Here is a 21,010-nt window from a genome sequence, read left to right as displayed (position 1 = left end):
CTTAGCCACCCTGCTTCGCCGGCATGGCAGCCCCGATAGGCTCGGGCTTGAGCAGCTCCACCTCGGCCAGTTCGAACGCCTGCGCAGCCTCGAAGCGCAGCCGGTACTCGCGATAGGCGCCCGGCCGGGCGATGCGCAGGGGCCGCAGCTGCCGGGCCCAGTCGAAGCGCTCGCCGCGGCGGGTGTCCAGCACCGTCCAGCCGCCCGTCTCATTGCGCCCCTCCAGCGTCCAGGCCAGCTTGCCGCTCAGCCGCTCGCCGCTTGTCAGCGTGTAGTGGCTGGCCGTGGTTCGCTCGGCGAAGCCGAAGCCGATGGCCGATCGCGCGGGCAGCGTCATCCCGCTCATCGCGTCGTTGTCGACGAGCGCGGCCGCACTGCCGCCATCCAGCGTCACCGACGCGGCACGACCGGACTGATCCACCAGCCCCGACGGCCGTGCGCCGCGTGGCGTGAGCGCGCCGAGCAGCGCCTCGGCACCCGTGCCCCAGGCGGAGGGCGTGGCGCCCATCTCGAACTCCAGCGTGCCGCCGGCGGCCACAACGTCATGCGCAATCCACGGCCGCGTCCAGGGTCGGCCGTTGACCTTCAGCGACTGCACATAGACCTTGTCGGCGCCGTTGCCATGCGCGATGACGCTGAGCACGCGGCCGTTGTCCAGCCGCACGTCGACGCGGTCGAAGGCCGGCGAGCCGATGACGTATTCCGGCGAGCCCATGCGAAGCGGATACAAGCCCAGCATGCCGAAGAGGTACCAGGCCGACATTTCCCCGTTGTCCTCGTCGCCGGGGTAGCCCTGGCCGATGTCGCTGCCCAGGTACAGGCGGGCGAGCACCTCGCGGGTGATGCGCTGGGTCTTCCACGGCTGGCCGGCGGCAACATACATCCACGGAATGTGGTGCGAGGACTGGTTGCTGTGTGCGTACATGCCCAGCCGCACGTCGCGCGCCTCGGTCATCTCGTGGATGACCTGGCCATAGCTGCCGGCAAAGCGAAGCTCGGCGGTCTCCGGACGGGCGAAGAACTCGTCCAGCCGGCGCGACAGCACGTCACGCCCGCCCAGCAGCGTGGCCAAGCCTTCACCGTCATGAGGCGCGGTGAAGGCGAAGTTCCAGGCGTTGGCTTCGGTGTAGTCGCCGCCCCAAACCCGCGGCTCGAACATGCCGGCGGGCTGCCCCCATTGACCTGCCGCGTCGCGCCCGCGGAAGAAGCCGGTGGCGGGGTCGAACAGATGGCCGTAGTTCGCGGCGCGCGCACGGAAGTACTCGGCCTCCTCGCGGTAGCGCCGCGCGCGTGCGGCATCCCGCTCGCCGCGGGCCAGCGAGCTGGCGAGCTGCGCCAGGCCATAGTCGTTGAGCGCGCCCTCCAGCGTCCACGACACGCCCTCGTGGACGGCCGCATCCACGTAGCCGCGGTACATCGACTGCGCGAGCCCCTTGCGCCCCACGTTGGCCACGGGCGGCACGACCGTCGCGTTGCGCAGCCCCGCCTGGTAAATCAGCTGCGCGTCGAAGCCGCGCACGCCCTTGCTCCACGCGTCGGCGAAGGCCACGTCGGAGCTGGTGCCCACCATCAGGTCCGCATATCCCGGCGACGACCAGCGCGGCAGCCATCCGCCGTTGCGGTAGTGCTGCAGGAAGCCATCGACCATCTCGCCCGCACGCCGGGGCGCGAACAGCGCGTACGCGGGCCAGCTGGTGCGGAAGGTGTCCCAGAAGCCGTTGTTGACATAGAGCTTGCCGGCGCGCACGGCGGCCGAGGTGCGCCACGCATCGCCGCCCGGGGCAGCGTCGGCCCAGCTGCTCTGGTCGGCATGGCGCCAGTCCGGCCGCGCGGCGCTGCCGACGTTCTCGTGCGCGACGTTGGGATAGAGGTACAGCCGATACAGGTTGGAGTAGATCGTCGTCAGTTGGTCATCGCTGGCGCCCTGGACCGACACACGGCCCAGCCGCTCATCCCACGCCGTCTGCGCACGGTCGCGCACGGTCTCGAAGCCAGCCGCACCAATCTCCAGGTCGAGGTTGCGCCGGGCCTGCTCGACCGAAATCAGCGATGTGGCGATGCGCATCTGCACTTGCCCGTCGTCGGCCGCGTCGAACTTCACATAGCCCGTGGTCCGGCCGGTCTCGATCCGGCCGCTGTCGCGCCAGCGGCGATCGAAGCGCGCGAACACGAACATGCGCGTCGCGCCGTTGGACAGGCCGCTGCGCGTGTCGGTGTAGCCCTGCAGGGTCTGCGTGGCAGCGTCCAGCGTCAGGCCGCCGCGAGCGTCGACGTTGTCGAACAGCAGATTGGCGTCGGCGCCACGCGGGAAGCGGAACCGGAAGATCGCGGCGCGCTCGGTGGGCGCGACCTCCGCACGGATGCCGTTGTCGAAATCCACCCGGTAGGTGTAGGGGCGGGCGAGCTCGCGGTCATGCGAGAACGACAGCGCACGCCGCTCCCGGTCGGCGTCGGGCAGGCCCGGCGACATCGACGGCATCACCTGGAAGGTCTGGCGGTCGCCCATCCAGGGGCTGGGCTGATGGCTGAGCGACAGCGCCTGCAGGCGCGGGCGGTTGTCCGCGCCGTTTCGCTCGCTCCAGCTGTAGAGCCAGCCCAGCGTGCCGGCGTCGGTGACGGGCACCCAGAAGTTGAAGCCGTGGGGCATCGCCGCGGCAGGGATGTTGTTGCCCCGGGAGAAGCTGCCGTTGGACTGGGTGCCACGCGTCGTCACGACGCGATCGGACGGTCGCGCCTGCGCGGCACGCGGCAGCTCGTCGATCGCCACATCGTCCAGCCAGCCGGCTGAGGATTTGCCGCCCACGGGGCGCACCTCCAGCTCGACCGCGACGATGCGGCGCCCCTTCAGCGCGCCCAGCCGCACCAGCTTGCGCGCCCATTGCTGCGGATACAGCGTCTTGGACTCGGCCTGCGCGACGGCGCCCAGTCCGGCGCCGTGGTGGTCCGTCAGCTTCAGCTCGGACAGGCGGCAGTCGTCGTCGAACAGCAGGTCCAGCGACACCCCGGTGGACGCGCGGACGTCCCCGTCGACGATCTCGGGCAACACCAGCCAGGACAGCGTGGTGTCGTCCCCCACGACCACGTCGACGGGAAACAGGCGCAGTCGCCCGCCGGCACCGTCGCCCTGGTAGCGAAGCGACCTCAGGCCGCTGTACCCCATGCGCGGCGCGGCCGCGTAGGGATGCTCGGGACCGCTGCCCGGCGCCACCCGCACGCCGTCCGCGGAAAGCTCGCGGGGCATCGGATCACCCGACTCGAAGGACGTGCCGAAGCGGGCCTCACCCGCAGCGGCGACGCCGCAACCCAGCAGCGTCGCCGCGGCGCCGATGCGCAAAGCCTTCAGGGAATGATGGAGGTGCGCGCGCAGGGTCATGGTGCAGGAGCGTCTTTCTTGGCAGGTGCGCCGGCGCTCAAGGCGTCGGCCAGGGATCGGATGCGCAGTGCCGCACGCAGCGCGGCGGTGCTTGCCGTGGAGTTCACACGAAGGGTGGCGCGCTCTCCCGGCAGCAGCGTCAGCGCGTTGTCGGAGAGTTCAGCATCGAGATCACCGAAGTCGATCCAGACGGCACGCGCCAGCGTCGTCGCGGCGATCTCCAGCGCATGCCCGCCGTCGTCAGCACGCAGCGATGCGCTCAGGCCGCGTGCCTGCCAGGCGACCTGGCGAGCCGGCACGAAGTACACGACGCTGCGCGATGCCGGCTCGCCCTCGACGTGCAGATCGAACACGGCCACCGTGGCCGCAGGGTCGCGATCACCCAGCAGGTCGGCGTCGACATAGGTCGCCACGGTGGCCGCGGACAAGGGAGCGAGGTCGACCCGCCGGCGCTCGTCACGCAAGACCCTGCCATCGAGCGCCATCAACCGCAGACGCCATTCACCGCGGACCGTTTGTGTGCGGTCGTTGAGCAGGCTGACCGAGGTGTGCCCGGCCGCGCTGCGCAGCGCCGTGAGCGCGACGGGTGCGAAAAAGCGCCGCGCATGGAAGTGCAAGGCCTTCCAGCGCCCGAACCAGTCAATGCTCGACCAGGACGCTCCCGGCCACACGTCGTTGAGCTGCCAGTACAACGACCCCATCGTGTAAGGACGGCTGGCACGGTGGTGGCTTGCCGCCAGCCCGATGCCCTCGGCCTGCATGACCTGGCTGAGGTAGACGAAATCATCGAAGCTGGCCGGATCGCCGAACTCCATGCGGATGTAGTGCAGCAGCCGCTCATTGCCCTCGCCGGCCAGGAACTTCTGGTGCGCGCGGATGACGGGCGCGTGGATGCCCTGTTCATGCCGCGGCGCGAAGGCGTCGAGCGTGCGCTGCACCGGCCAGGCCTGCAGGCCGTACTCGGACATGAACCTTGGCGTGACCGCCAGATACTGCGTCACCGGGTGCGCCGGACCGCCCCAGACGTCCCAGTAGTGCATGTCGCCGCTGGCGACGACGTTGGCGTCCTCGGCCATGTCATCGCCCGGCGAACTCGGCCAGTAGGCGATGCCACCGCCCTCCTCGGCCACCACCTGCCGCAGGTCGCGATCGAACAACTGCACATAGCCCTGCCAGACCCGCTCGGCAAACGCCGCATCGGCGGCCTTCAGCGTCTTGCCGTGCCCCCAGTACTTCCAGGCGATCTCTTCCTCGTTGTTGCCACACCAAAGCACGATGCTCGGGTGGTTGCGCAGGCGGCGAACCTGGTCACGCGCCTCGGCCACGACGCTGGCCCGGAAGGCGTCGTCGAATGCCGGCTGCATGCCGCCGCCGAACATGAAGTCCTGCCAGACCAGCAGACCCAGTTCATCGGCAATCTCGAAGAATGCGTCGCTCTCGTAGTAGCCCCCACCCCAGCTGCGCACCATGTTCATGTGCGCATCGCGCGCCGACTGCAGCACGCGCCGCAGCTGAGCGCGCGTCACGCGCGGCTGGAACATGTCGAACGGAATGGTGTTGGCACCCTTGGCGAAGACAGGAATGCCATTGATGACGAAGTGAAAGCTGCGCCCCGTCGAGTCAGCATCCCGACGCAGCTCGACGCTGCGCAGCCCCGTGCGGGTGGCATGGCGCGCCACCACCGCCTTGCCCTCCGTGACCTCCAGCTCGAAGCGGTACAGCGGCTGCTCGCCGTAGCCGTTCGGGAACCAGCGCCGAGGGTTTGCGATCTGCAGCGGCAGCTCGGCGCGGTTGTCGCCTGCATGCCAGTGCACGCGCTGCTGCGCGGCCAGCGAGCGCCGCCCGTCCGGCGCGATCTGCCACAGGCGGAGCTCGAATGCCCCCGCGCGCACGGCACTGGCCGTCAGCAGCGCGACGAGGTCGGCACGCGCCGCATCCACCCGGTCCTGACGGAGCTGCAGATGCTCCACCCGCACCGCACGCCAACTCTGCAGCATGACCTGCCCGGAGATGCCCGCGGTGACGTAGCGAGGCCCCCAGTCCCATCCGTAGTGGTAGCCCGGCTTGCGCACGAAATTGCCGGTCATCGCGTCCCTGGGCTCGTCGCCGAAGGGCGAGGGGTAGTTGCCGGCGATCTTGTGCGTCATGGCCTGCACGCCCGGCAGCAGCCTGTTGATGGGCGAACGGAACACGATGCGCAGCTCATTGCCCTGCGCGCGCAGTTTGCCCTGCACGGGCACGCGCCAGCGGCGGAAGGCGTTGTCCGCGTCCAGCAGCTTGTTGCCATTGAGGTAGACCTCGGCAAAGGTGTCCAGGCCCTCGAACACCAGATCGCTGCGCGGACTGTCCAGCGCATGCGGCGGTGCATCGAAGCGAGTGCTGTACTCCCAGTCGGCCAGACCTATCCACTGCAGCCCGGCTTCGGGTGCGCCCACGAACGGGTCGGCAATCAGGCCGTGCGCGAGCAGGTCGGTGTGCACGGTGCCTGGCACGGCCGCAGCGCGCCATGGCGCTGCCTCGGGATGGGCGGCCAGTTGGTCATGGCCGGGAAGCAGCCTGAAGTGCCACCCCTGGTCGAGAACCGCGACTCCATCGGGGGCCGCGCCAACCGACGCCGCCGAGGCCGCCGCTGCGCAGAGCAGCAGGCCGGGCAGCAGGCGCACCCAGGGCCGCCGCAAGGAATGCTCGTTCATGCAGCCTCCGCGCGCCAGTAGCGGTTCAGCCACTCCTGGTGGGTGGGCATCGTGGGCACGGCCTGGGCAAGCAGCGACCGCACGCCTTCCACGTGCTCGACCAGCCGCTGCTGCGGCATGTCGTCCACCATGGGGTGGTAGTGGCGCGGCACGACGCGCTGCCCCAGCATGACCTGCACCCAGCTCGGCAACGCGAAGAAGTCGTCGCCATTGCGGAAGTAGCGGCCATCGCTGCGGAACAGCGCCATGGCCTCGGCCAGGCTGTCCGGAACGGTCATCGTCCGACAGTAGTCCCAGAACGGCGTGTCGTCCCGCTCGGTGGCGTGGTAGTGAAGCACCAGGAAGTCCCGAATCCTCTCGTACTCGAACTCCGATTCGCGGTTGAACCGCTGGGCCAGCAAGGGGTTGAAATCCCGCCGGGGAAACAGGCTCAGCAACCGGGTGATGCCGGACTGCGCCAGATAGATGCTGGTGGACTCCAGCGGCTCCAGAAAGCCGGCGGCAAGGCCGAGCGCGACGACGTTCCTGTTCCAGAACTTCCTGCGCATGCCCGTGGTGAAGCGAAGCTGGCGCGGCGCGGCCAGCGGCTGGCCATCCAGGTTGGCCATCAGGGTCTGGGCCGCGGCGTCGTCGCTGGTGAACTGGCTGGAGTACACGTACCCGTTGCCGACGCGGTGCTGCAAGGGAATGCGCCACTGCCAGCCAGCGGCCCGGGCCGTTGAACGCGTGTAAGGCGTGATGGGATCCACCCCTGCGCTGGGCACGGCCAGCGCGCGATCGCAGGGCAGCCAGTGCGACCAATCCACATAGCCCGTCTCCAGCGCCTGCTCGATCAGCACGCCGCGAAAGCCGGAGCAGTCGATGAAAAGCTCGCCGGCCACCACCTCGCCATGGTCCAGCACGAGAGACTCCACGAAGCCGTCGCCGGCCCGCTGCTTCACGCCGACCACCTTGCCTTCGATGCGACGCACGCCACGGCGCTCGGCCAGTTCGCGCAGGTAGCGCGCGTACAGCCCGGCGTCGAAGTGATAGGCATAGGCGATGTCCGCCAACGGCGATCCGGCGGGCGCATGCCGGTCACCGGGCGCGAACCTGCCCAGCGGCGCCATGACGGTCTGCGCCGAGTACGCCCCGATCGGCTGCGCCTGCCCAGCGAGGAAGAGCTTGAGCCAGAACTGGTGAAAAGGCAGCGGCCCGAGCGAGCGGCCGATGGTGCCGAAGCCGTGGATGTAGCTGTCGCCGATGCGGCCCCAGTCGTTGAACTGGATGCCCAGCTTGACCGTGCCGTGGGTGCGCCTGACGAACTCCGCCTCGTCGATGCCCAGCATCTGCCCGTTGAACTGCCGGATATGCGGGACGCTGGCTTCTCCCACGCCCACGATGCCGATCTCCTCCGACTCGACGACGCGGATGGACGCCTGCCTGCCAAGGTAGGTCGCCAGCGCTGCGGCCGCCATCCAGCCGGCGCTGCCGCCGCCCAGGACGACGACGCTGTTGATTGGGGCATTGCTCTGTGTCACGTCGGGCCACTCTCTGCAGGTTGAAGCGTCAGGAGAACATCCAGCAAAGGACTCAGGGCGCGAGAGTGCTCGCCAGCACCCCGGCATTGGCACCGCCGGGCAGCACGGCGCTCTGAGCGGCCACCGCGTTGCTCAACGCGAAGGACAGCACGACGACGTTGCGGTTGCTCGGCAGCGTCAGGCTCTTCACCGTCTTCGCTCCGTTGATCGCGAACGCGTAGCCGTACAGGTGGAACGTGCGGCGGTCCTTCGTGCCGTCCGCGTTGTTGCGGTAGGCCATCGTGGCCGCCTTCGCTTCGCCAGCGTGGCTCTGCGGGCTGTACCAGTCGCTGAGGCTTTGCGTGACCGTCGTGCTCGTGCCGTCCGTGTAGTTGATGACGAAGGTCTGCCCGGCCTGGTTGCCTTGCACGCCGGTCGCCAGCAGCTTCAAGGTGTCGTACCGGCCCGCGGGCAGCGCGATCGTCGTGTCGTACCAGCCGTCACCCGCGTTCGCTGCGCCGAGGGGAAAGGTGCTCCCGTTCCAGCGGACCGACGAACCCAGCAGGTTCGATGAATAGGCGTGCCCCACGCCGTCGATGCCGCCGCGGGTGATCGCCGTACCGTCGCTGGACTGCGCCTGCACACGCTTGGCATCCACGGGATGGGAGCCGCCCACGCCGTTGCTGATCGCCAGCGCGTACGCCTGGGTGGCGCTCTGGCCGTTGTAGGCCTTGCCGGCGAACTCGTCGAACAGCCACATGAAACCGCCGGTGATGCCGCACTCATTCTTCCAGGCCTGCATCTTTGCCTGCACCGCCGGCGGGGTGGCGTTCGCGCTCCACAGCCCGGGGAAGACGGGCACGCTGCCGAAGTTCCAGCCCGAGCAGGGGCTGTTACGGGCGCCGCCGGAGTAGGCCTGCAGATGCACGCCATCCACGGTGCCAGGTCGCCGGGCGTTGATGTCCGCGACCACCGATGTCCAGAAGTCCGCTTTCACGTACGGCGACATCGTGACGCGAAAGCCCAGGTTGCCCAGCATCACGCCGAACTGTGTCATGGTGCTCGCGTCGTAGGTGCTCTCGTCGTCGAAATCGATCGCATCCACGGATGGCAGCGCCCGCTTCAAGGCCTGGAAGGATCTGTAGAGCGCGCTGTCGGGGCCCGTGCCCTGAGCCAGGACGAGCGCCTTGATGTGGTCGAAGTCTGACGGGTTGGCATTGGAGGACCCGACGCTGAACGTGATGCGCTTGGCGCTGCCCTGCTTCAGGGTCACCAGGTCCGCCGCGAAGTTCGGCCAGGTGTTGTTGCCCACGTAGACGCCGCCCGAGGTCAACGGGAACTCGCCATTGAGGTTGAGATCGCCGCTGGCCGAGACCTGCACGCTCCAGATGATGATCTCGTTGAAGCTCGAGTTCTTGAGCTCGTTGACATTGCGATCCGCATGCTGGTACAGCGGGCCGCCGCCGTAGACACCGATGTAGCCCTTCGCGCCATCGGCCGCGCAGGTGAACGCTGATCCGAAAAGGGCCAGGCAGGCCACCGCTTTTCTCAGCAGCGCTGCGCCACCTGAGTCCTGAGGGGAAAAGTTCATGGGGTCTGTCTCCGGGATGTCGTTGTTGGGCCCTGGTGCCGCGGTCGGGCGGCAGCGGCAAGGCGGGCTCGATTCAGCATCGAGCCCGCCTTGCGCACCGGGCCTTCTGCGTGCCCGATGCAGCCGACGTCAGAACTTGTAGTTCAGCCCGACGTAGGCGATACGGCCCGCATAGCCGTTGGCATAGAAGCGCTGCTTGGTGTCATTGCCCAGGTGCGAGCGCGATTCCTGCTTCGTCAGGTTCAGCACCGACGCGGTCAGGCTCAACTCCTTGCTGACGTTGTAGGCGGCGTTCACGTCGACCTGGCTGTAGGGCTCCTCGTAGACGTTGACACCGTTGACCAGGCCGTTGACCACCTCACCGCGCCGGTTGTAGGACGCGCGCAGCAGGTACAGGTCGGTCTCGTAGAAGACGGTGACATTGAGCTGGTTCTTCGCGCTGCCGACCAACGGCGACTTGCCGATCTCCTTGCCATCGGCGAGCTTGATGGCCGCCTGGTTGGTCTTGTTGTACGTGTAGTTGAACTGCAGGCCCAACCCCGAATCCAGCGTGTGCTGCGCATACAGCTCCAGCCCCTGCGAGACCCCGTTGCGGCCACCGGCAGACGTCGAGTAGTTCTGCACCGTCACCGTGTTGCCACCCACCACCAGCGGCACGTCACGCACCACCGGCACGGAGAAGTTGCTGACGTTCTTGCGGAACGCGTTCGCGCCCAGGACCGAACCGCGATGGAAGTACCACTCCACGCCGAGGTCGAACTGCGTGGCCTTGTAGGGTTCCAGGCTCTTGTTGCTGCCCGAACCGAACCAGCCCTGCTGATCGCCGCCACCGATGAGCCGGCGGTCGTTGACGTACTCCTGGCTGTAGTTCTGCAGGCTGCCCGGGTAGGCGATGTCGCCGTAGCTCGGACGAGAGATCACCTTGGAGGCTGCGGCTCGCAGCACCACATCCTTGGTCAGGTCGTAAGCGAGATTGATGCTTGGCAGCGCATCGGTGTAGCTGCGATCCAGCGAGCTGATGACGAAGGACGACACGCGGCCCATGCTGTCGGGCAGACGGGTGAAGCCACTGATGCAGCCCGATCCCGCCGGAGCGCCGGCCGCCGGCAGGCCGCCGGGCAGGCACGGCGCCGGGTTGCCGTCGGCGCCATCGAAGAAGTAGTCGCTGTAGGTATCGACGCGGTCGGTGGAGTCGGCATGCTGCTTGGTCTTCACCAGGCGCAGGCCCACGTTGCCGCGCAGCCGGTCGGTCTTGACGTTGGCCTGCAGGTAGGCCGCGGTGATCTTCTCGTCGACGTGGTAGACGAAGTTGTTCTCATTGCGCGTCTGCATCTGGCCGTAGGTCTTGTCCAGGTACGCGATGTAGGCAGGGTAGTTGATGGCCGGGAAGGCGCTGGCGTTGATGCCACCCGCGAGGTTGCCCAGCGACTCACCGTACAGGAACTGCGACTGGAACTTGCTGGCCGTCGGATCGCAACCTGCCTGATACCGCTTGTCGTAGTTGCTCGGATCCGCCCCCTTGCAGACCCAGTAGTTGTTGCCGGTGCTGCGCCGCGTACCGCCATCGCGCCACTTCAGGCCGAACTGCAGGGAGTCCAGCCAGCTGCCGTCCACATGCCACGTGAAGTCGGCCTGGGCGTACTGCTGCTGCGTGCCGTTCTTGGTCCAGGACGATGAGGTGGACCCGAGGTCGATCTCGCCGATGTCCTTCTGCAGGTTGGCCATCAGCTCGGGCGAGAACGTCATCGTCGGCGTGCCGCTCAGGCTCCACGCGCTCAGCGAGTTGCCCAGCGTGTAGGTGCCGTTAGCGTTCTGCAGCCTGGGCTTGATGGGCATGGAGAACTGGAGCTCGGGGCCTCCCTTGGCCCAGGTGCGACCGGCCTTGACGATGGCATCCAGCGACTCACCGCGCCAGTCGGCTTCGAAGTCGAACGTCTGCGAGCGCGACTTCTCGCGATTGAAGCTGCCGGTGATCTGCGGCGTCGGAACGGAGCAATCGTCCGGCCCCCATCCGCCCGGCGCCTTGCCGGCCGCAGCGGCCTGCGCCTCGTTGCAGTAGTAGGTCTTGCCGGCGCGAGCGCTGTACTGCGCGCCCGTGACGATGGTGCCGCTGGGATCGAAAGTCAGCCCGTCCAGCAGGCGGCCGGTCGCCCAGTTGCCGTCGCCCTTGTAGCGGGCCAGGTTCCACTCCGGCACCTTCAGCGTGTTGGTCTGCGAGTTCTGCGACAGGTCGAAGCGGAAGTAGTTGCCCGTCAAAACCAGGTTGTCGACGGGCTTGAACTGCAGGGTCAGCTGCCCGCCCTTTCGCTCGCGGTCCTCGTTCTTCACGTTGAAGTTGACCGAGGTCGGCATCATGAAGTTGGTGTAGTACTTGCCCCCCTGGTCATAGAAGCCGGACTCACCCCACCAGCGGGAGGTCAGGCCCAGCGGCTTCCCGTTGACGTCCACCGAAGGATGGGTGTCGTAGTCGTCCGCATACCACTGCCAGTTCTCGGTGCTGGCACCCATGGTGCGCGTGGTTCGCTTCTGCTGCGTGAACCCAACCAGCACGCCGAAACGCTTGCCCTCGTCGTGCCACGCGTACTGGCCCGAGAACTGGCCATCGGTCTTCTTCGTCGTGTCGGCAGAGGTTCCCTCCACCGAAACGAAGCCGCTGCCGGACTTCACATCCAGCGGACGGCGCGTGCGCAGGATCACTGTGCCGCCGATGCCACCTTCGTCGATGCGCGCCTCGGGTGTCTTGTACAGCTCCGCACCGGAGAGCATGTTGGACGGCATCAGCATGTAGTTGAACGAGCGCGTGGGGTCCCCGTTGGACTCCGCGGTCGCCACGTAGTTGCCATTCAACTGCGTCAGCGTCAGCTCCGACGACAGCCCGCGCACGCTGACGTTCTTACCCTCGCCGCCACTGCGATCGATGATCACGCCGGGCACGCGCTGCAGCGCATCGGCCACGTTCTTGTCGGGAAACTTGCCCACATCCTCGGCAGTGACCACATCCACGATCGCGTCGGCATTGCGCTTCTGGGACAGGCTCTTCTCGATCGAGGACCGATAGCCGGTGACGACCACCGTATCCAGCTGCGTGACGTCGCCCTTCTTGGCAACCTGAGGCTCGCTCGCCACCTGCGCGTGGGCACCGCCGCCCAGCGCCAGCAGCACCACCCCGACCGCCGCCGCGACGGGAGTCGCGGGCCAATGCGGGCGCCGCCCCGCGTGATCATTTCTGATCGCTAGTGTCATCTGTCTTCTCCTATGTGGGCCCTTGACGGGCTTTGTTTGAATCAATGCTCGATGCGCCGCCCCGCCAGAGGCAGTGAGTCGAACCCACCAGGAGGCCAGCAACCTCGCGCTCGGAAACTCGTCGTAACTCGGGGAAACCCTCAGGTTTACTAAACAACCGAATCGTCGTTTTCCGATGGGCTCAATTCGCATCTCGCACAGGAAAATTTATACAAACGAACCCATCCCAGGCTCAACAAATATTCCCTGTTCTGGTGCAGTTTAGTGTTGCTTTAGTAAACAGGATGCCCAGGGGTGCCGTGACGCTTGCATGACGTTGCGAGCCCACTGAGACTGCGGCGCCACACCGGCTGACCTCCTCTCACCCTTCCTTCTCGACGCCTCCTCGATGACCATTTCTGAGCCCGTTTCTCACCACTCCCGGCCGCTGGGCAGCCAGCCATCGGCCCCGCCTCGCGCGGTGCTGGTCGCGGATATCGGCGGATCGCTGATACGGCTCGGACGCCATCTACCGCACCAGCCCTACGAGCTGCTGGGCTCTGCGCGGACGCCCGTCGACAACTGGGAGCAGTTCTGCGCCACGCTGTCGGCATTGGTCCGCGGCGTCACACCGGCGCCGGCCGCCTTGTCGCTGTCCATCGCGGGCGTGGTGTCGCCGCGCACGGGGCGAGTCACCGCATCCAACATTCCCTGCCTCGCCTCGCAGCGGCTGGATGCCGCACTGGAAGCAGTGCTGGGCATCAAGGTGATGGTCACCAACGATGCCGATTGCGCCGCGCTGGCCGAAGCCCATGCCGGCGCCGGCGCCGGTCATCGGATCGTCTTCGGCGCCGTCCTGGGCACGGGCGTCGGCGGCGGACTGGTCGTCAATGGCCAGTTGGTGCGTGGCGCCGCCGGCCTCACGGGCGAATGGGGGCACGGCCCCATCATCAACGAGGCGATGGTGCAGGATGGCAACGGCCGCCTCGTTCGCATCCCCCGCTTCGCCTGCGGCTGCGGCCAACGCGGCTGCGCCGACACCATCGGCGGTGCGCGCGGGCTGGAGCGGCTGCACGCATTCCTTCATCAGACCCAGCAAGACAGCCGCGAGATCCTGACGGCATGGCGGGCTGGCGAGCCGCGCGCCACTGCAACGGTGCGGGCTCATGTCGAACTCGTCTCCGACCCGCTCGCCCTGCTCGTCAACATCACGGGAGCGAGCGTGGTGCCTGTCAGCGGCGGGCTGGGCAACTGCCATGAACTCGTCGCCGCCCTCGACCAGGCCGTGCGCGGCAAGGTGCTGCGCGATGGCCCCGAACCGCTCGTCGTTCCGGGCCTGCTGGGCGAGCAGGCAGGCCTCATCGGCGCGGGCTATGCCTATGCGGGAGCCTTGTCATGACACGTCTGGAGGTCTGCGTCGACGACGTTGCCGGGCTCGAAGCCGCCATCCAGGGGGGCGCAGACCGGATCGAGCTCTGCAGCAACCTGGCGTCGGGCGGCCTGACGCCCTCGGCGGGCTTCATGGCCGAGGCATCCCGACTCCCCATCCCCGTCGTCGCGCTCATTCGCCCGAGGGCGGGAGACTTCATGTACTCGGCCACGGAGGCCCGGATCATGGCCCGCGACATCGAACTCGCCGCGGAACTCGGTCTCGCGGGCGTGGCCGTGGGCGCATTGACCCCGGACAGCCGACTGGATCTCCCGCTCCTGCAGCGGCTGGCGGACCGTGCCGCGGGCATGGCCCTGACGCTGCACCGCGCGTTCGACCTGACACGCGACCCGGCAGCCGCGCTGGAGGACGCAATCGCGCTGGGGTTCCAGCGCGTCCTCACGTCCGGCGGCGCCCGCACGGCAATCGAGGGGGCGGCCAGGCTCGCGTCCCTGGTCGCGCAGAGCCAGGGGCGAATCGGAATTCTTGCCAGCAGCGGGATCGACGCGGACAACGTCGACGCGTTGGTGCGCCTGACCCTCGTCCCCGAGGTGCATGCATCGTGCCGCGCGCCGGCCAACGCGGATCCCGCCCTGTCAGCGCTTGGCTTCCAGAGCGATCGCTGCGCGGCCACCTCCTGGACCCGCGTTCGCGAACTCAAGGGGCGCCTGGCTCGATTGGGGCAGGCCGCCTGACGAGAAGCGGCGGCAATTCATCCGAGCCACAAGCACAAAGGCCTGAGCCCGGCGGAGAACCGAACTCAGGCCCGGGCCGGCGAAGCCGGCCGTTCAACCCGTTGACGTCACTGCAGGCGGGCGCTGCATGGCATTCAACGCAATGCAGCCGCTCACCACTGCAGCTTCAGCGTGTACGCGCCGGTGCCGCTGTAGCGCAGCACCTGCACGTACAGCGTCACCGAGCCCGAGCCGCCATTGGCGTACGTGGTGCTGTCCACCTGGCCCGCCGCCTTCTCGCTCTTGGCCAGCGTCGTGCCGGCGCTGTTCTTCACGTAGAGGTCGAAGTCGTTGCTGCTGCTGGCCATGGTCAGCGTGGCGCTCAGCGTCTTGCCGGCCGGCAGCGTCACCTTGAAGTAGTCGGTGTCGCTGGTGGAGCCGATGGTGCCCGACACGTTGGCCGGTGCCGAGACGGCGTTGGCCGAGGCGATCGTGCCATTGGACTCGGTCTCGTTGACGGTCGGCAGCCCGCCCGTGCCGGTGATGGCTGCGACGGCCGCGGCCGCGTCCAGGATGCCCGAACCGCACTGCGAGCAGGTGCCGGGGAAGGCGCGTGCGCTGCTCTGCAGGGCAGCCTTGACCTGGTCCGGCGTGGCGGTGGGCTTGGCGCTCAGCATCAGCGCGACGACGCCGGCCACGTGGGGCGTGGCCATGGACGTGCCCTGGTAGTACGCGTAGCTGTCGGCGCCCGGCGCCTTGGTGCCGGCGTTCAGCGTGCTCAGGATGCCGTTGCTGCTGGACGAGCGCACGTCACCGCCCGGCGCGGCCAGCGTGACGATGGAGCCGTAGTTGGAGTAATAGGCGCGCGCGCCGTTGCGGTCCGTCGCGGCGACGGTGATGACGCCCGAGCAGTTGGCCGGGTTGGAGTTGCTGGCGTTCTGGTTCTCGTTGCCGGCGGCCACCACCACCACCGTGCCGCGCGAGCGGGCGCTGTTGATGGCGTTCTGCGACGTCGTGTCGCAGGCGCCGCCGCCGCCCAGCGACATGTTGATGACGCGCGACGGCGTCGCGTTGGCGGGCAGGCCGCTGACGGTGCCGCCGGACGCCCAGATCATGCCGTCGGCGATGTCGGACGTGTAGCCGCCGCACTTGCCCAGCACGCGCACGGGCTGGATCTTGGCGTTGAAGGCGATGCCGGCGATGCCGGACGAGTTGTTCGTCTTGGCCGCGATGGTGCCGGCCACGTGCGTGCCGTGCCAGCTGGAGTTGCTCGCAGGTTCGCCGGTGCCGCATTCACCGGCCGCCGTCCAGTCACCCGGGTCGCTGGGGTCGCTGTCGCGGGCGTTGCCGTCGTTGGACACCGCCGTGTCGTTGATCATGTCGTAGCCGGCCACGATCTGGCCCGACAGGTCGGCGTGCGGGCGGATGCCGGTGTCGATGACGGCCACCGTGACGCCCGTGCCGGTCGCAAGGTCCCAGGCCGCCGGGGCGCGGATGCCGCCGGTCGCCTCGTACAAGTCCCACTGCGAGCTGTAGCTCGAATCGTTGGGCGTCATCAGCGGGTACATCTTGCGGTCGGGTTCCGCGTAGGCGATGTTGGGGTCGGACGCCTTCAGTTCGGCCGCCACGCGCTCCAGTTCGCCGTGCGACAGCGCCTTGTTCAGCTTGAACACGTGGGCGCCCGTACCGGTCTGGCGCAGCAGCTTGGCCTGAGCGCCGCGCAGGCCCAGCGTGGAGTTGACCGAGCCCAGGCGGTGGGACATGGCGGTGGCATCCACGCTGCGGGCGCGCATGACGCGGCCGTCGGCCGCGTCCGCCTCGGCGGCGTCACGGTAGCCAACGATCAGGCGGTCGGTGGCGGGCGCGGCGCGCTGCACGATGCTGGCCAGGCCGACGTCGACCTGGGTGTTGGACACGCCGGCCTGGCCGACGCCGGTCGCGAGCAGGCCGCAGGCCAGCGCGATCAGGGATTTCCGGTTTGCAAGGACAAAGCTCATCTTGGTGATTCCGCAAAAGTCGCCGTGGCGTACGGCGTGCCGGCTCGGCCCGTGGGATCTCCACATTGGGAACACCACCCTTGTTGTCGATGGCTTGCCGGCGGGATCTCTCCCAAGACTTCTTGCCCCTCTGCCAGCCTGGTGCTTTCCGAAGCGGCGCGCAGTGTCTGCCTGGCGCGAAACCTGGGTTGTCACCCACCGCAGTGACAGAAGTCACCCTAGCGGGCAAACACCGATGGATGCCCATGACGAATGGGATGCAGAGGCCTCGCGACGGCGTCGTGGCGCGAGTTCAGTTCGGCCTCGGTTTTCGGCAGGCCATCGCACGGTGGCGGCATCTCATCACTTGCGCCTTGGGCCCGCTCGGACAGACACCTAGCCTGAGCACAGGTCGACGCAATTCCGCGTCTCCAGCCCCACCGTCAAGCCCAGGAGCCCACCATGTCCACACCCACCTCTCTCGCCCGTCGCCTGCTCGCCGGCGCCGCACTGCTGACGCTGGCCGCCGGCCCTGCGCTGGCACAGAACAGCGGCATTGAGCGCGTCGAAGTGCGCGGCGGCCGCGTGCTGGAAACCGTGCCGCGTCACGACGTGCACAGCGCCTGCAGCACCATCGAGGAAGAGCTGCAGACGGCGCTGGCCCGCACCTGGGCCGACGAGGGCCGCTACGGCAAGGTGAAGGTGCAGTTCGTGCTGGAGAACGGCCGGGTCAGCGCCGTGCAGGCGCGCGGCGTGTCCAACGCCGTGTCGCGCCAGGTGCGCGCCGCCATGCACAAGGTGGACTGCACGTCGCGCGCGACGGCCGATGCGCAGGTCTACCGCTTCAGCGTCGACTTCGTCGACCCACAGGCCAGCGCCGACGCGCGCATGGCGGCCCGCAACATCCGCATCAGCAGCGGCGGCTGATCGCCGCGGCGATGGCGGCGTCCACCGCCGCCAGCGGCTGCGCGAGGCGCGCGGCCGCACCGCCCACCACCTCGTCGCGCTGCGGTGCGGCCCACACGGGTGCGGGGAAGTGGCTGTCCCAGTCGAAGCGGGCAATGACGTGCCAGTGCAGATGCGGCACGACATTGCCCAACGCGGCCAGGTTGACCTTGGTGGGCGCGAGCAAAGACCTCAGAACCCGCTCGATCTCGGTGACAGCGTCCATGCAGGCGTGTCTGTCCGTATCCGGGAGGTCGCTGAACTCGGCGACATGGTCAGTCCAGACGAGCCGATAGAACGCCGGGAAGCGGCGGGCTTCATCACCGTCGACGACGCGGATGACGCGAAAACTGTCGGTGCGCGCGACGACGAGGCCGCCGTCGCCCGTGCAAAGCGGGCATTTCATTCGAGTACCTTTCAGGGGCGCGTCGGCAACAGGCGATCGCTCGTCGTCGCTTCGGTCGGCCGGCGCAACGGCACTGTATGCGCCGGGCGAGCGCACGCCGACCGCCGGTCGCCGGCGGCGATCAGCGCACCGCGTGCCAGGACGTCGCGTTCCCTGCCTTCCCAGGCTGCGCCCCCGGCACGGCCCCGTTCAGGCGCGACGCCGCGCGGCCAGGCCCCCCAGCAGGCTCAGGCCTGCCAGCGCATAGGCCAGCGTGCTGCCTTCCGGCACGCTGCTGACGACGAACGACAGGCTGTCGGCGTAGCCGTCGTTGTCACCCCCGCCCATGCGCTCCATCGACAGCGAGAACTGCAGCGAGGTCGTGCCGACGGGCAGCACACCCGATGCTGTGCGCAGGAACAGGCCGGTCTGGTTGTTGCGGTCGGCCGGCGTCACGGGACCGATGCTGGCGGAACCGATCTCGTTGCCCAACGTGTCGAGGAACGACACGTAGAGCAGCGCGTTGTCGCCCTGCGCCGCCCAGCCACCGAGGTAGCCGCTCAGGTCGTAGTGCAGCGACTGGCCGGCCAGCGCGCCGAGCGCGATGGTCTGGAAGCCTGCCGCCTGTGCCGCCAGGCCGGTGAACATCTTGCTGCCACGGTTCGCCGGGCCGGGCTGCGTGGGGAGCACCCAGTTGCTGCCGTAGTCGACCGACTGGAACATCGAGTAGCCGTCGAAGCCCGTCCATCCGGCGACGCCGCTCTCGGCATCGCCGTTGATGATGAGGTTGGTGCCGAGCGTGGCTTGCGCCTGTGCGCCCAGGCTGAGCGCCATGAATGCCAGGGCGAGGGTGTGCTTGATCATGAAAGTCTCTTGATGCGGGAAGGGTTCAGGGGCGGGTCTGGTCGAGCACGGCGGGGCCATGCATGGCCGGGTCGCTGACGGAGGGTTCGCCGTTCTCCAGGTGGCCTGCCAGGCGTACGCCGAAGCCGGCGACCTCGGCGGCCTTCAGGCTGAAGTCGTACCAGCGGTGCTCGCTGTCCACAGGGACGCGAACGGTCTGCACACTGCCGGCCGCGACGATCCAGTTGCGGTTGGGCGCGGTCGCGTAGCGGTGCGTCTGCAGCACGAAGGTGCAAGGCTTGGTGCCTGCGTTGCGCAGTTCCAGCACCAGCTCCAGGAAGACGGGGTCGGCCTTCACCGTCACACCGGGTTGGGCCTGGGCCACGCCGGCCTTGGGCAGGTTGCCGGTGAAATGGCGGTGGAAGCCATTCGGGCCAAGCACCCACAGGTCGTAGGCGGCGCCGGCAGCACCGGCCCAGACGCCATCGAGCTGCTTGCCGGCCTCGACCGTGTAGCGGCGCGGGATCTGGTCCAGCGCGAGACGGTTGTAGACGTGGAAGACCGCACCGGCCTCGCCAGCGTTCTCGAAGCGCAGCGTGACGCCGGATGCCGCGGCGTTCGCCTGCACCTGCAGTTCGTACGGCAGCGCGCGGGCCATGCGCAGGCCGGCCTCCTGGACCGGCGCGGCCAGCGTGGTGGGCGTGGCTGGCGTCTTGGTGCCCGGCAGCGTCAGCGCACGGGCGCGCAGCGCGGCCGTAGCCGGCAGGTTCTGCACGAAGGCGCTGTCCTCCGGGTGAGCGAAGTCGAAGCAACCCACCAGGTTGCCGCTGACGGCGCGGCGCCACGGCGTGATCAGCGGCTCCTGCACGCCGAAACGGGCCTCGATGAAGCGGATGACCGACGTGTGGTCGTGGACCTGGGAGTTGACCCAGCCGCCCTTGGTCCACGGCGACACGACGTACATCGGCACGCGTGGCCCCATGCCGTAGTTGCGGTGCTGGTAGGTCGGTGAGCTGCCGTTGAGCACGTGGTGGTACTCGCCGGTCGTGTCCACGGTCGACGCGCCCGCGAGGACCGCCTTGGCCGGGTCTGCGTCGTAGGTCTGGTACGACGGCGCCGCTGGCGGCGGCAGGTGGTCGAAGAAGCCATCGTTCTCGTCGAAGTTGATGAACAGCACGGTCTTGGACCAGACCTCCGGGTTGGACGTCAGCGCGTCCAGCACGCGGGCCGTGTAGTCGGCACCCGACGCGGGGCTGGACGGGCCCGGATGCTCGGAGCCCTCGGCGGTCGCGACGATCCACGACACCTGCGGCAGCCGGTTGGCCTGCACATCGGCCTTGAGCATGTCGAGGTCACGCGTGCTGACGCCACGCGCCTTCAACTGCGCCGAGTAGCCCGGGCGCCCGTACCAGGCGTCACGGAACGGACGGAATCCGGCGAGCGAGTTGTCCGTGAAGTTGTCGTCCATGTTCTGGTAGACCTGCCAGCTGATGCCGGCGGACTGCAGGCGCTCGGGATAGGTCGTCCAGGTGTAGTCGGTGGACGGGTTCTCGTTGAACCAGTCGTGGCTGTTGTCGGTGGACGGGCCGCCGGCCAGCGCCAGCGGGTCGTTGCCGCCACTCCACAGGAACAGGCGGTTGGTGTTGGTGCCGGTCTGCGCGGCGCAGTGGTAGTGGTCGCACAGCGTGAAGGCACGCGCCAGCGCGAACTGGAACGGGATGTCAGCTTCCTTGAAGTAGCCCAGCGAATGCGCCTGCTTGGCCGCGGGCCAGTTGTTCATGCGGCCGTGGTCCCAAGCGGCCTGCGCGTCGGCCCACGAATGCGGCGTGCCGGCGACGCGCATGACGGAGAAGTCCTGCTGCGTGTTCAGGTGGAAGGGCGCGATGGCCGTGCGCTGGCCACCCCAGTCGGGCCGGCCCGGCACCTTCGCGCCACCGCCGTTGGGCTGCACGAACACGGTCTTGCCGGTGAAGGTGCCGGGGCGGTCCAGCGTGGGCACGGGGAACGGGTCGGCAAAGCCGCGTACGCCGGCCAGCGTGCCGAAATAGTGGTCGAAGGAGCGGTTCTCCTGCGTCAGGATGACGATGTGCTCGACATCGTGCAAGGTGCCGGTGCGCTGGTTGGCGGGGATGGCCAGTGCGCGCTGGATGGCGGGCGGGAAGCTGGCCAGCATGGCGCTGGCGCCAGCGGCCTGGCCCAGGCTACGCAGGAAGCCGCGGCGATCATTGGGGAACATGGGGCACTCCGGAGAGAAGAGTCGGGATGGCGAGCGACTCTAGGAATGCGGTGTGCAGCGCCTGTGACGGGAGCTGCAGTCGGCAGCGCACGACTGCCCCCTGAATCAGCGACGGCCTCGGGAGACCCGACACGGGACCTTCAT

12 protein-coding genes are annotated in these 21,010 nt (G+C 68.3%); 3 read left to right on the top strand and 9 right to left on the bottom strand.

The genetic code is table 11. The features are described from left to right. Nucleotide 1: 1 nt before the first annotated feature. The 5 genes from ACG04Q_RS08950 to ACG04Q_RS08930 all read right to left on the bottom strand — a co-directional run bounded on the left by ACG04Q_RS08950 (nucleotide 2) and on the right by ACG04Q_RS08930 (nucleotide 12,399). Nucleotides 2-3,373, bottom strand: a complete 3,372-nt coding sequence (locus ACG04Q_RS08950) for a GH92 family glycosyl hydrolase (protein WP_394510560.1) — start codon at nucleotides 3,371-3,373, stop codon at nucleotides 2-4. Next, nucleotides 3,370-6,066, bottom strand: coding sequence for a beta-mannosidase (locus ACG04Q_RS08945; protein WP_394510559.1), 2,697 nt, complete (start codon nucleotides 6,064-6,066; stop codon nucleotides 3,370-3,372). The genes ACG04Q_RS08950 and ACG04Q_RS08945 overlap by 4 nt, the downstream gene beginning before the upstream one ends. Then, nucleotides 6,063-7,586, bottom strand: coding sequence for a tryptophan halogenase family protein (locus ACG04Q_RS08940; protein ID WP_394510558.1), 1,524 nt, complete (start codon nucleotides 7,584-7,586; stop codon nucleotides 6,063-6,065). The genes ACG04Q_RS08945 and ACG04Q_RS08940 overlap by 4 nt, the downstream gene beginning before the upstream one ends. 52 nt (nucleotides 7,587-7,638) lie before the next feature. Further along, nucleotides 7,639-9,156: a hypothetical protein gene (locus ACG04Q_RS08935; protein WP_394510557.1), complete on the bottom strand. Its 1,518-nt coding sequence runs from the start codon at nucleotides 9,154-9,156 to the stop codon at nucleotides 7,639-7,641. Between the two features lie 129 nt (nucleotides 9,157-9,285). Beyond that, a complete protein-coding gene (locus ACG04Q_RS08930) occupies nucleotides 9,286-12,399 on the bottom strand; it encodes a TonB-dependent receptor (protein ID WP_394510556.1) in 3,114 nt (1,037 codons plus the stop codon). Nucleotides 12,400-12,787: 388 nt separating this feature from the next. Between ACG04Q_RS08930 and ACG04Q_RS08925 the strand changes: the two genes are divergently transcribed. Both ACG04Q_RS08925 and ACG04Q_RS08920 read left to right on the top strand, forming a co-directional pair. Then, entirely contained in the window at nucleotides 12,788-13,777 is a 990-nt protein-coding gene (locus ACG04Q_RS08925) for an ROK family protein (RefSeq protein WP_394510555.1), read from the top strand. Continuing rightward, nucleotides 13,774-14,502: a copper homeostasis protein CutC gene (locus ACG04Q_RS08920; RefSeq protein ID WP_394510554.1), complete on the top strand. Its 729-nt coding sequence runs from the start codon at nucleotides 13,774-13,776 to the stop codon at nucleotides 14,500-14,502. Before ACG04Q_RS08925 ends, ACG04Q_RS08920 begins: the two co-directional genes overlap by 4 nt. Nucleotides 14,503-14,654: 152 nt before the next feature. On the opposite strand, the gene ACG04Q_RS08915 is transcribed toward ACG04Q_RS08920, so the two are convergent. Beyond that, nucleotides 14,655-16,478 (bottom strand): S8 family peptidase, encoded by a 1,824-nt coding sequence (locus tag ACG04Q_RS08915; RefSeq protein WP_394510553.1) that lies wholly within the window; start codon nucleotides 16,476-16,478, stop codon nucleotides 14,655-14,657. Nucleotides 16,479-16,919: 441 nt separating this feature from the next. Between ACG04Q_RS08915 and ACG04Q_RS08910 the strand changes: the two genes are divergently transcribed. Then, entirely contained in the window at nucleotides 16,920-17,384 is a 465-nt protein-coding gene (locus ACG04Q_RS08910) for a hypothetical protein (RefSeq protein WP_394510552.1), read from the top strand. Here the strand turns inward: ACG04Q_RS08910 and ACG04Q_RS08905 are convergent. From ACG04Q_RS08905 to ACG04Q_RS08895, 3 genes are all read right to left on the bottom strand, one after another. Then, nucleotides 17,368-17,808, bottom strand: coding sequence for an HIT family protein (locus ACG04Q_RS08905; RefSeq protein WP_394510551.1), 441 nt, complete (start codon nucleotides 17,806-17,808; stop codon nucleotides 17,368-17,370). The two genes, ACG04Q_RS08910 and ACG04Q_RS08905, sit on opposite strands and share 17 nt — an antisense overlap. Nucleotides 17,809-17,997: 189 nt before the next feature. Continuing rightward, on the bottom strand, nucleotides 17,998-18,651 hold the full coding sequence (locus ACG04Q_RS08900) for a hypothetical protein (protein WP_394510550.1): 654 nt from the start codon (nucleotides 18,649-18,651) through the stop codon (nucleotides 17,998-18,000). 25 nt (nucleotides 18,652-18,676) lie between these two features. Then, nucleotides 18,677-20,866: a phosphocholine-specific phospholipase C gene (locus tag ACG04Q_RS08895; protein ID WP_394510549.1), complete on the bottom strand. Its 2,190-nt coding sequence runs from the start codon at nucleotides 20,864-20,866 to the stop codon at nucleotides 18,677-18,679. Between the last annotated feature and the right edge of the window lie 144 nt (nucleotides 20,867-21,010).

It is taken from the genome of Pelomonas lactea (assembly GCF_043555885.1).
GTDB classification, from domain to species: domain Bacteria; phylum Pseudomonadota; class Gammaproteobacteria; order Burkholderiales; family Burkholderiaceae_C; genus Pelomonas; species Pelomonas lactea.
This window is presented reverse-complemented; position numbering and strand designations above follow the sequence as displayed.

Bases quoted from the DNA above. Each gene is read 5' to 3' on its own strand.
- ACG04Q_RS08925 (WP_394510555.1), top strand. From the start codon at position 12,788: ATGACCATTTCTGAGCCCGTTTCTCACCACTCCCGGCCGCTGGGCAGC.
- ACG04Q_RS08920 (WP_394510554.1), top strand. From the start codon at position 13,774: ATGACACGTCTGGAGGTCTGCGTCGACGACGTTGCCGGGCTCGAAGCC.
- ACG04Q_RS08895 (WP_394510549.1), bottom strand. From the start codon at position 20,866: ATGTTCCCCAATGATCGCCGCGGCTTCCTGCGTAGCCTGGGCCAGGCC.
- ACG04Q_RS08900 (WP_394510550.1), bottom strand. From the start codon at position 18,651: ATGATCAAGCACACCCTCGCCCTGGCATTCATGGCGCTCAGCCTGGGC.
- ACG04Q_RS08950 (WP_394510560.1), bottom strand. From the start codon at position 3,373: ATGACCCTGCGCGCGCACCTCCATCATTCCCTGAAGGCTTTGCGCATC.
- ACG04Q_RS08915 (WP_394510553.1), bottom strand. From the start codon at position 16,478: ATGAGCTTTGTCCTTGCAAACCGGAAATCCCTGATCGCGCTGGCCTGC.
- ACG04Q_RS08945 (WP_394510559.1), bottom strand. From the start codon at position 6,066: ATGAACGAGCATTCCTTGCGGCGGCCCTGGGTGCGCCTGCTGCCCGGC.
- ACG04Q_RS08910 (WP_394510552.1), top strand. From the start codon at position 16,920: ATGTCCACACCCACCTCTCTCGCCCGTCGCCTGCTCGCCGGCGCCGCA.
- ACG04Q_RS08935 (WP_394510557.1), bottom strand. From the start codon at position 9,156: ATGAACTTTTCCCCTCAGGACTCAGGTGGCGCAGCGCTGCTGAGAAAA.
- ACG04Q_RS08930 (WP_394510556.1), bottom strand. From the start codon at position 12,399: ATGACACTAGCGATCAGAAATGATCACGCGGGGCGGCGCCCGCATTGG.
- ACG04Q_RS08905 (WP_394510551.1), bottom strand. From the start codon at position 17,808: ATGAAATGCCCGCTTTGCACGGGCGACGGCGGCCTCGTCGTCGCGCGC.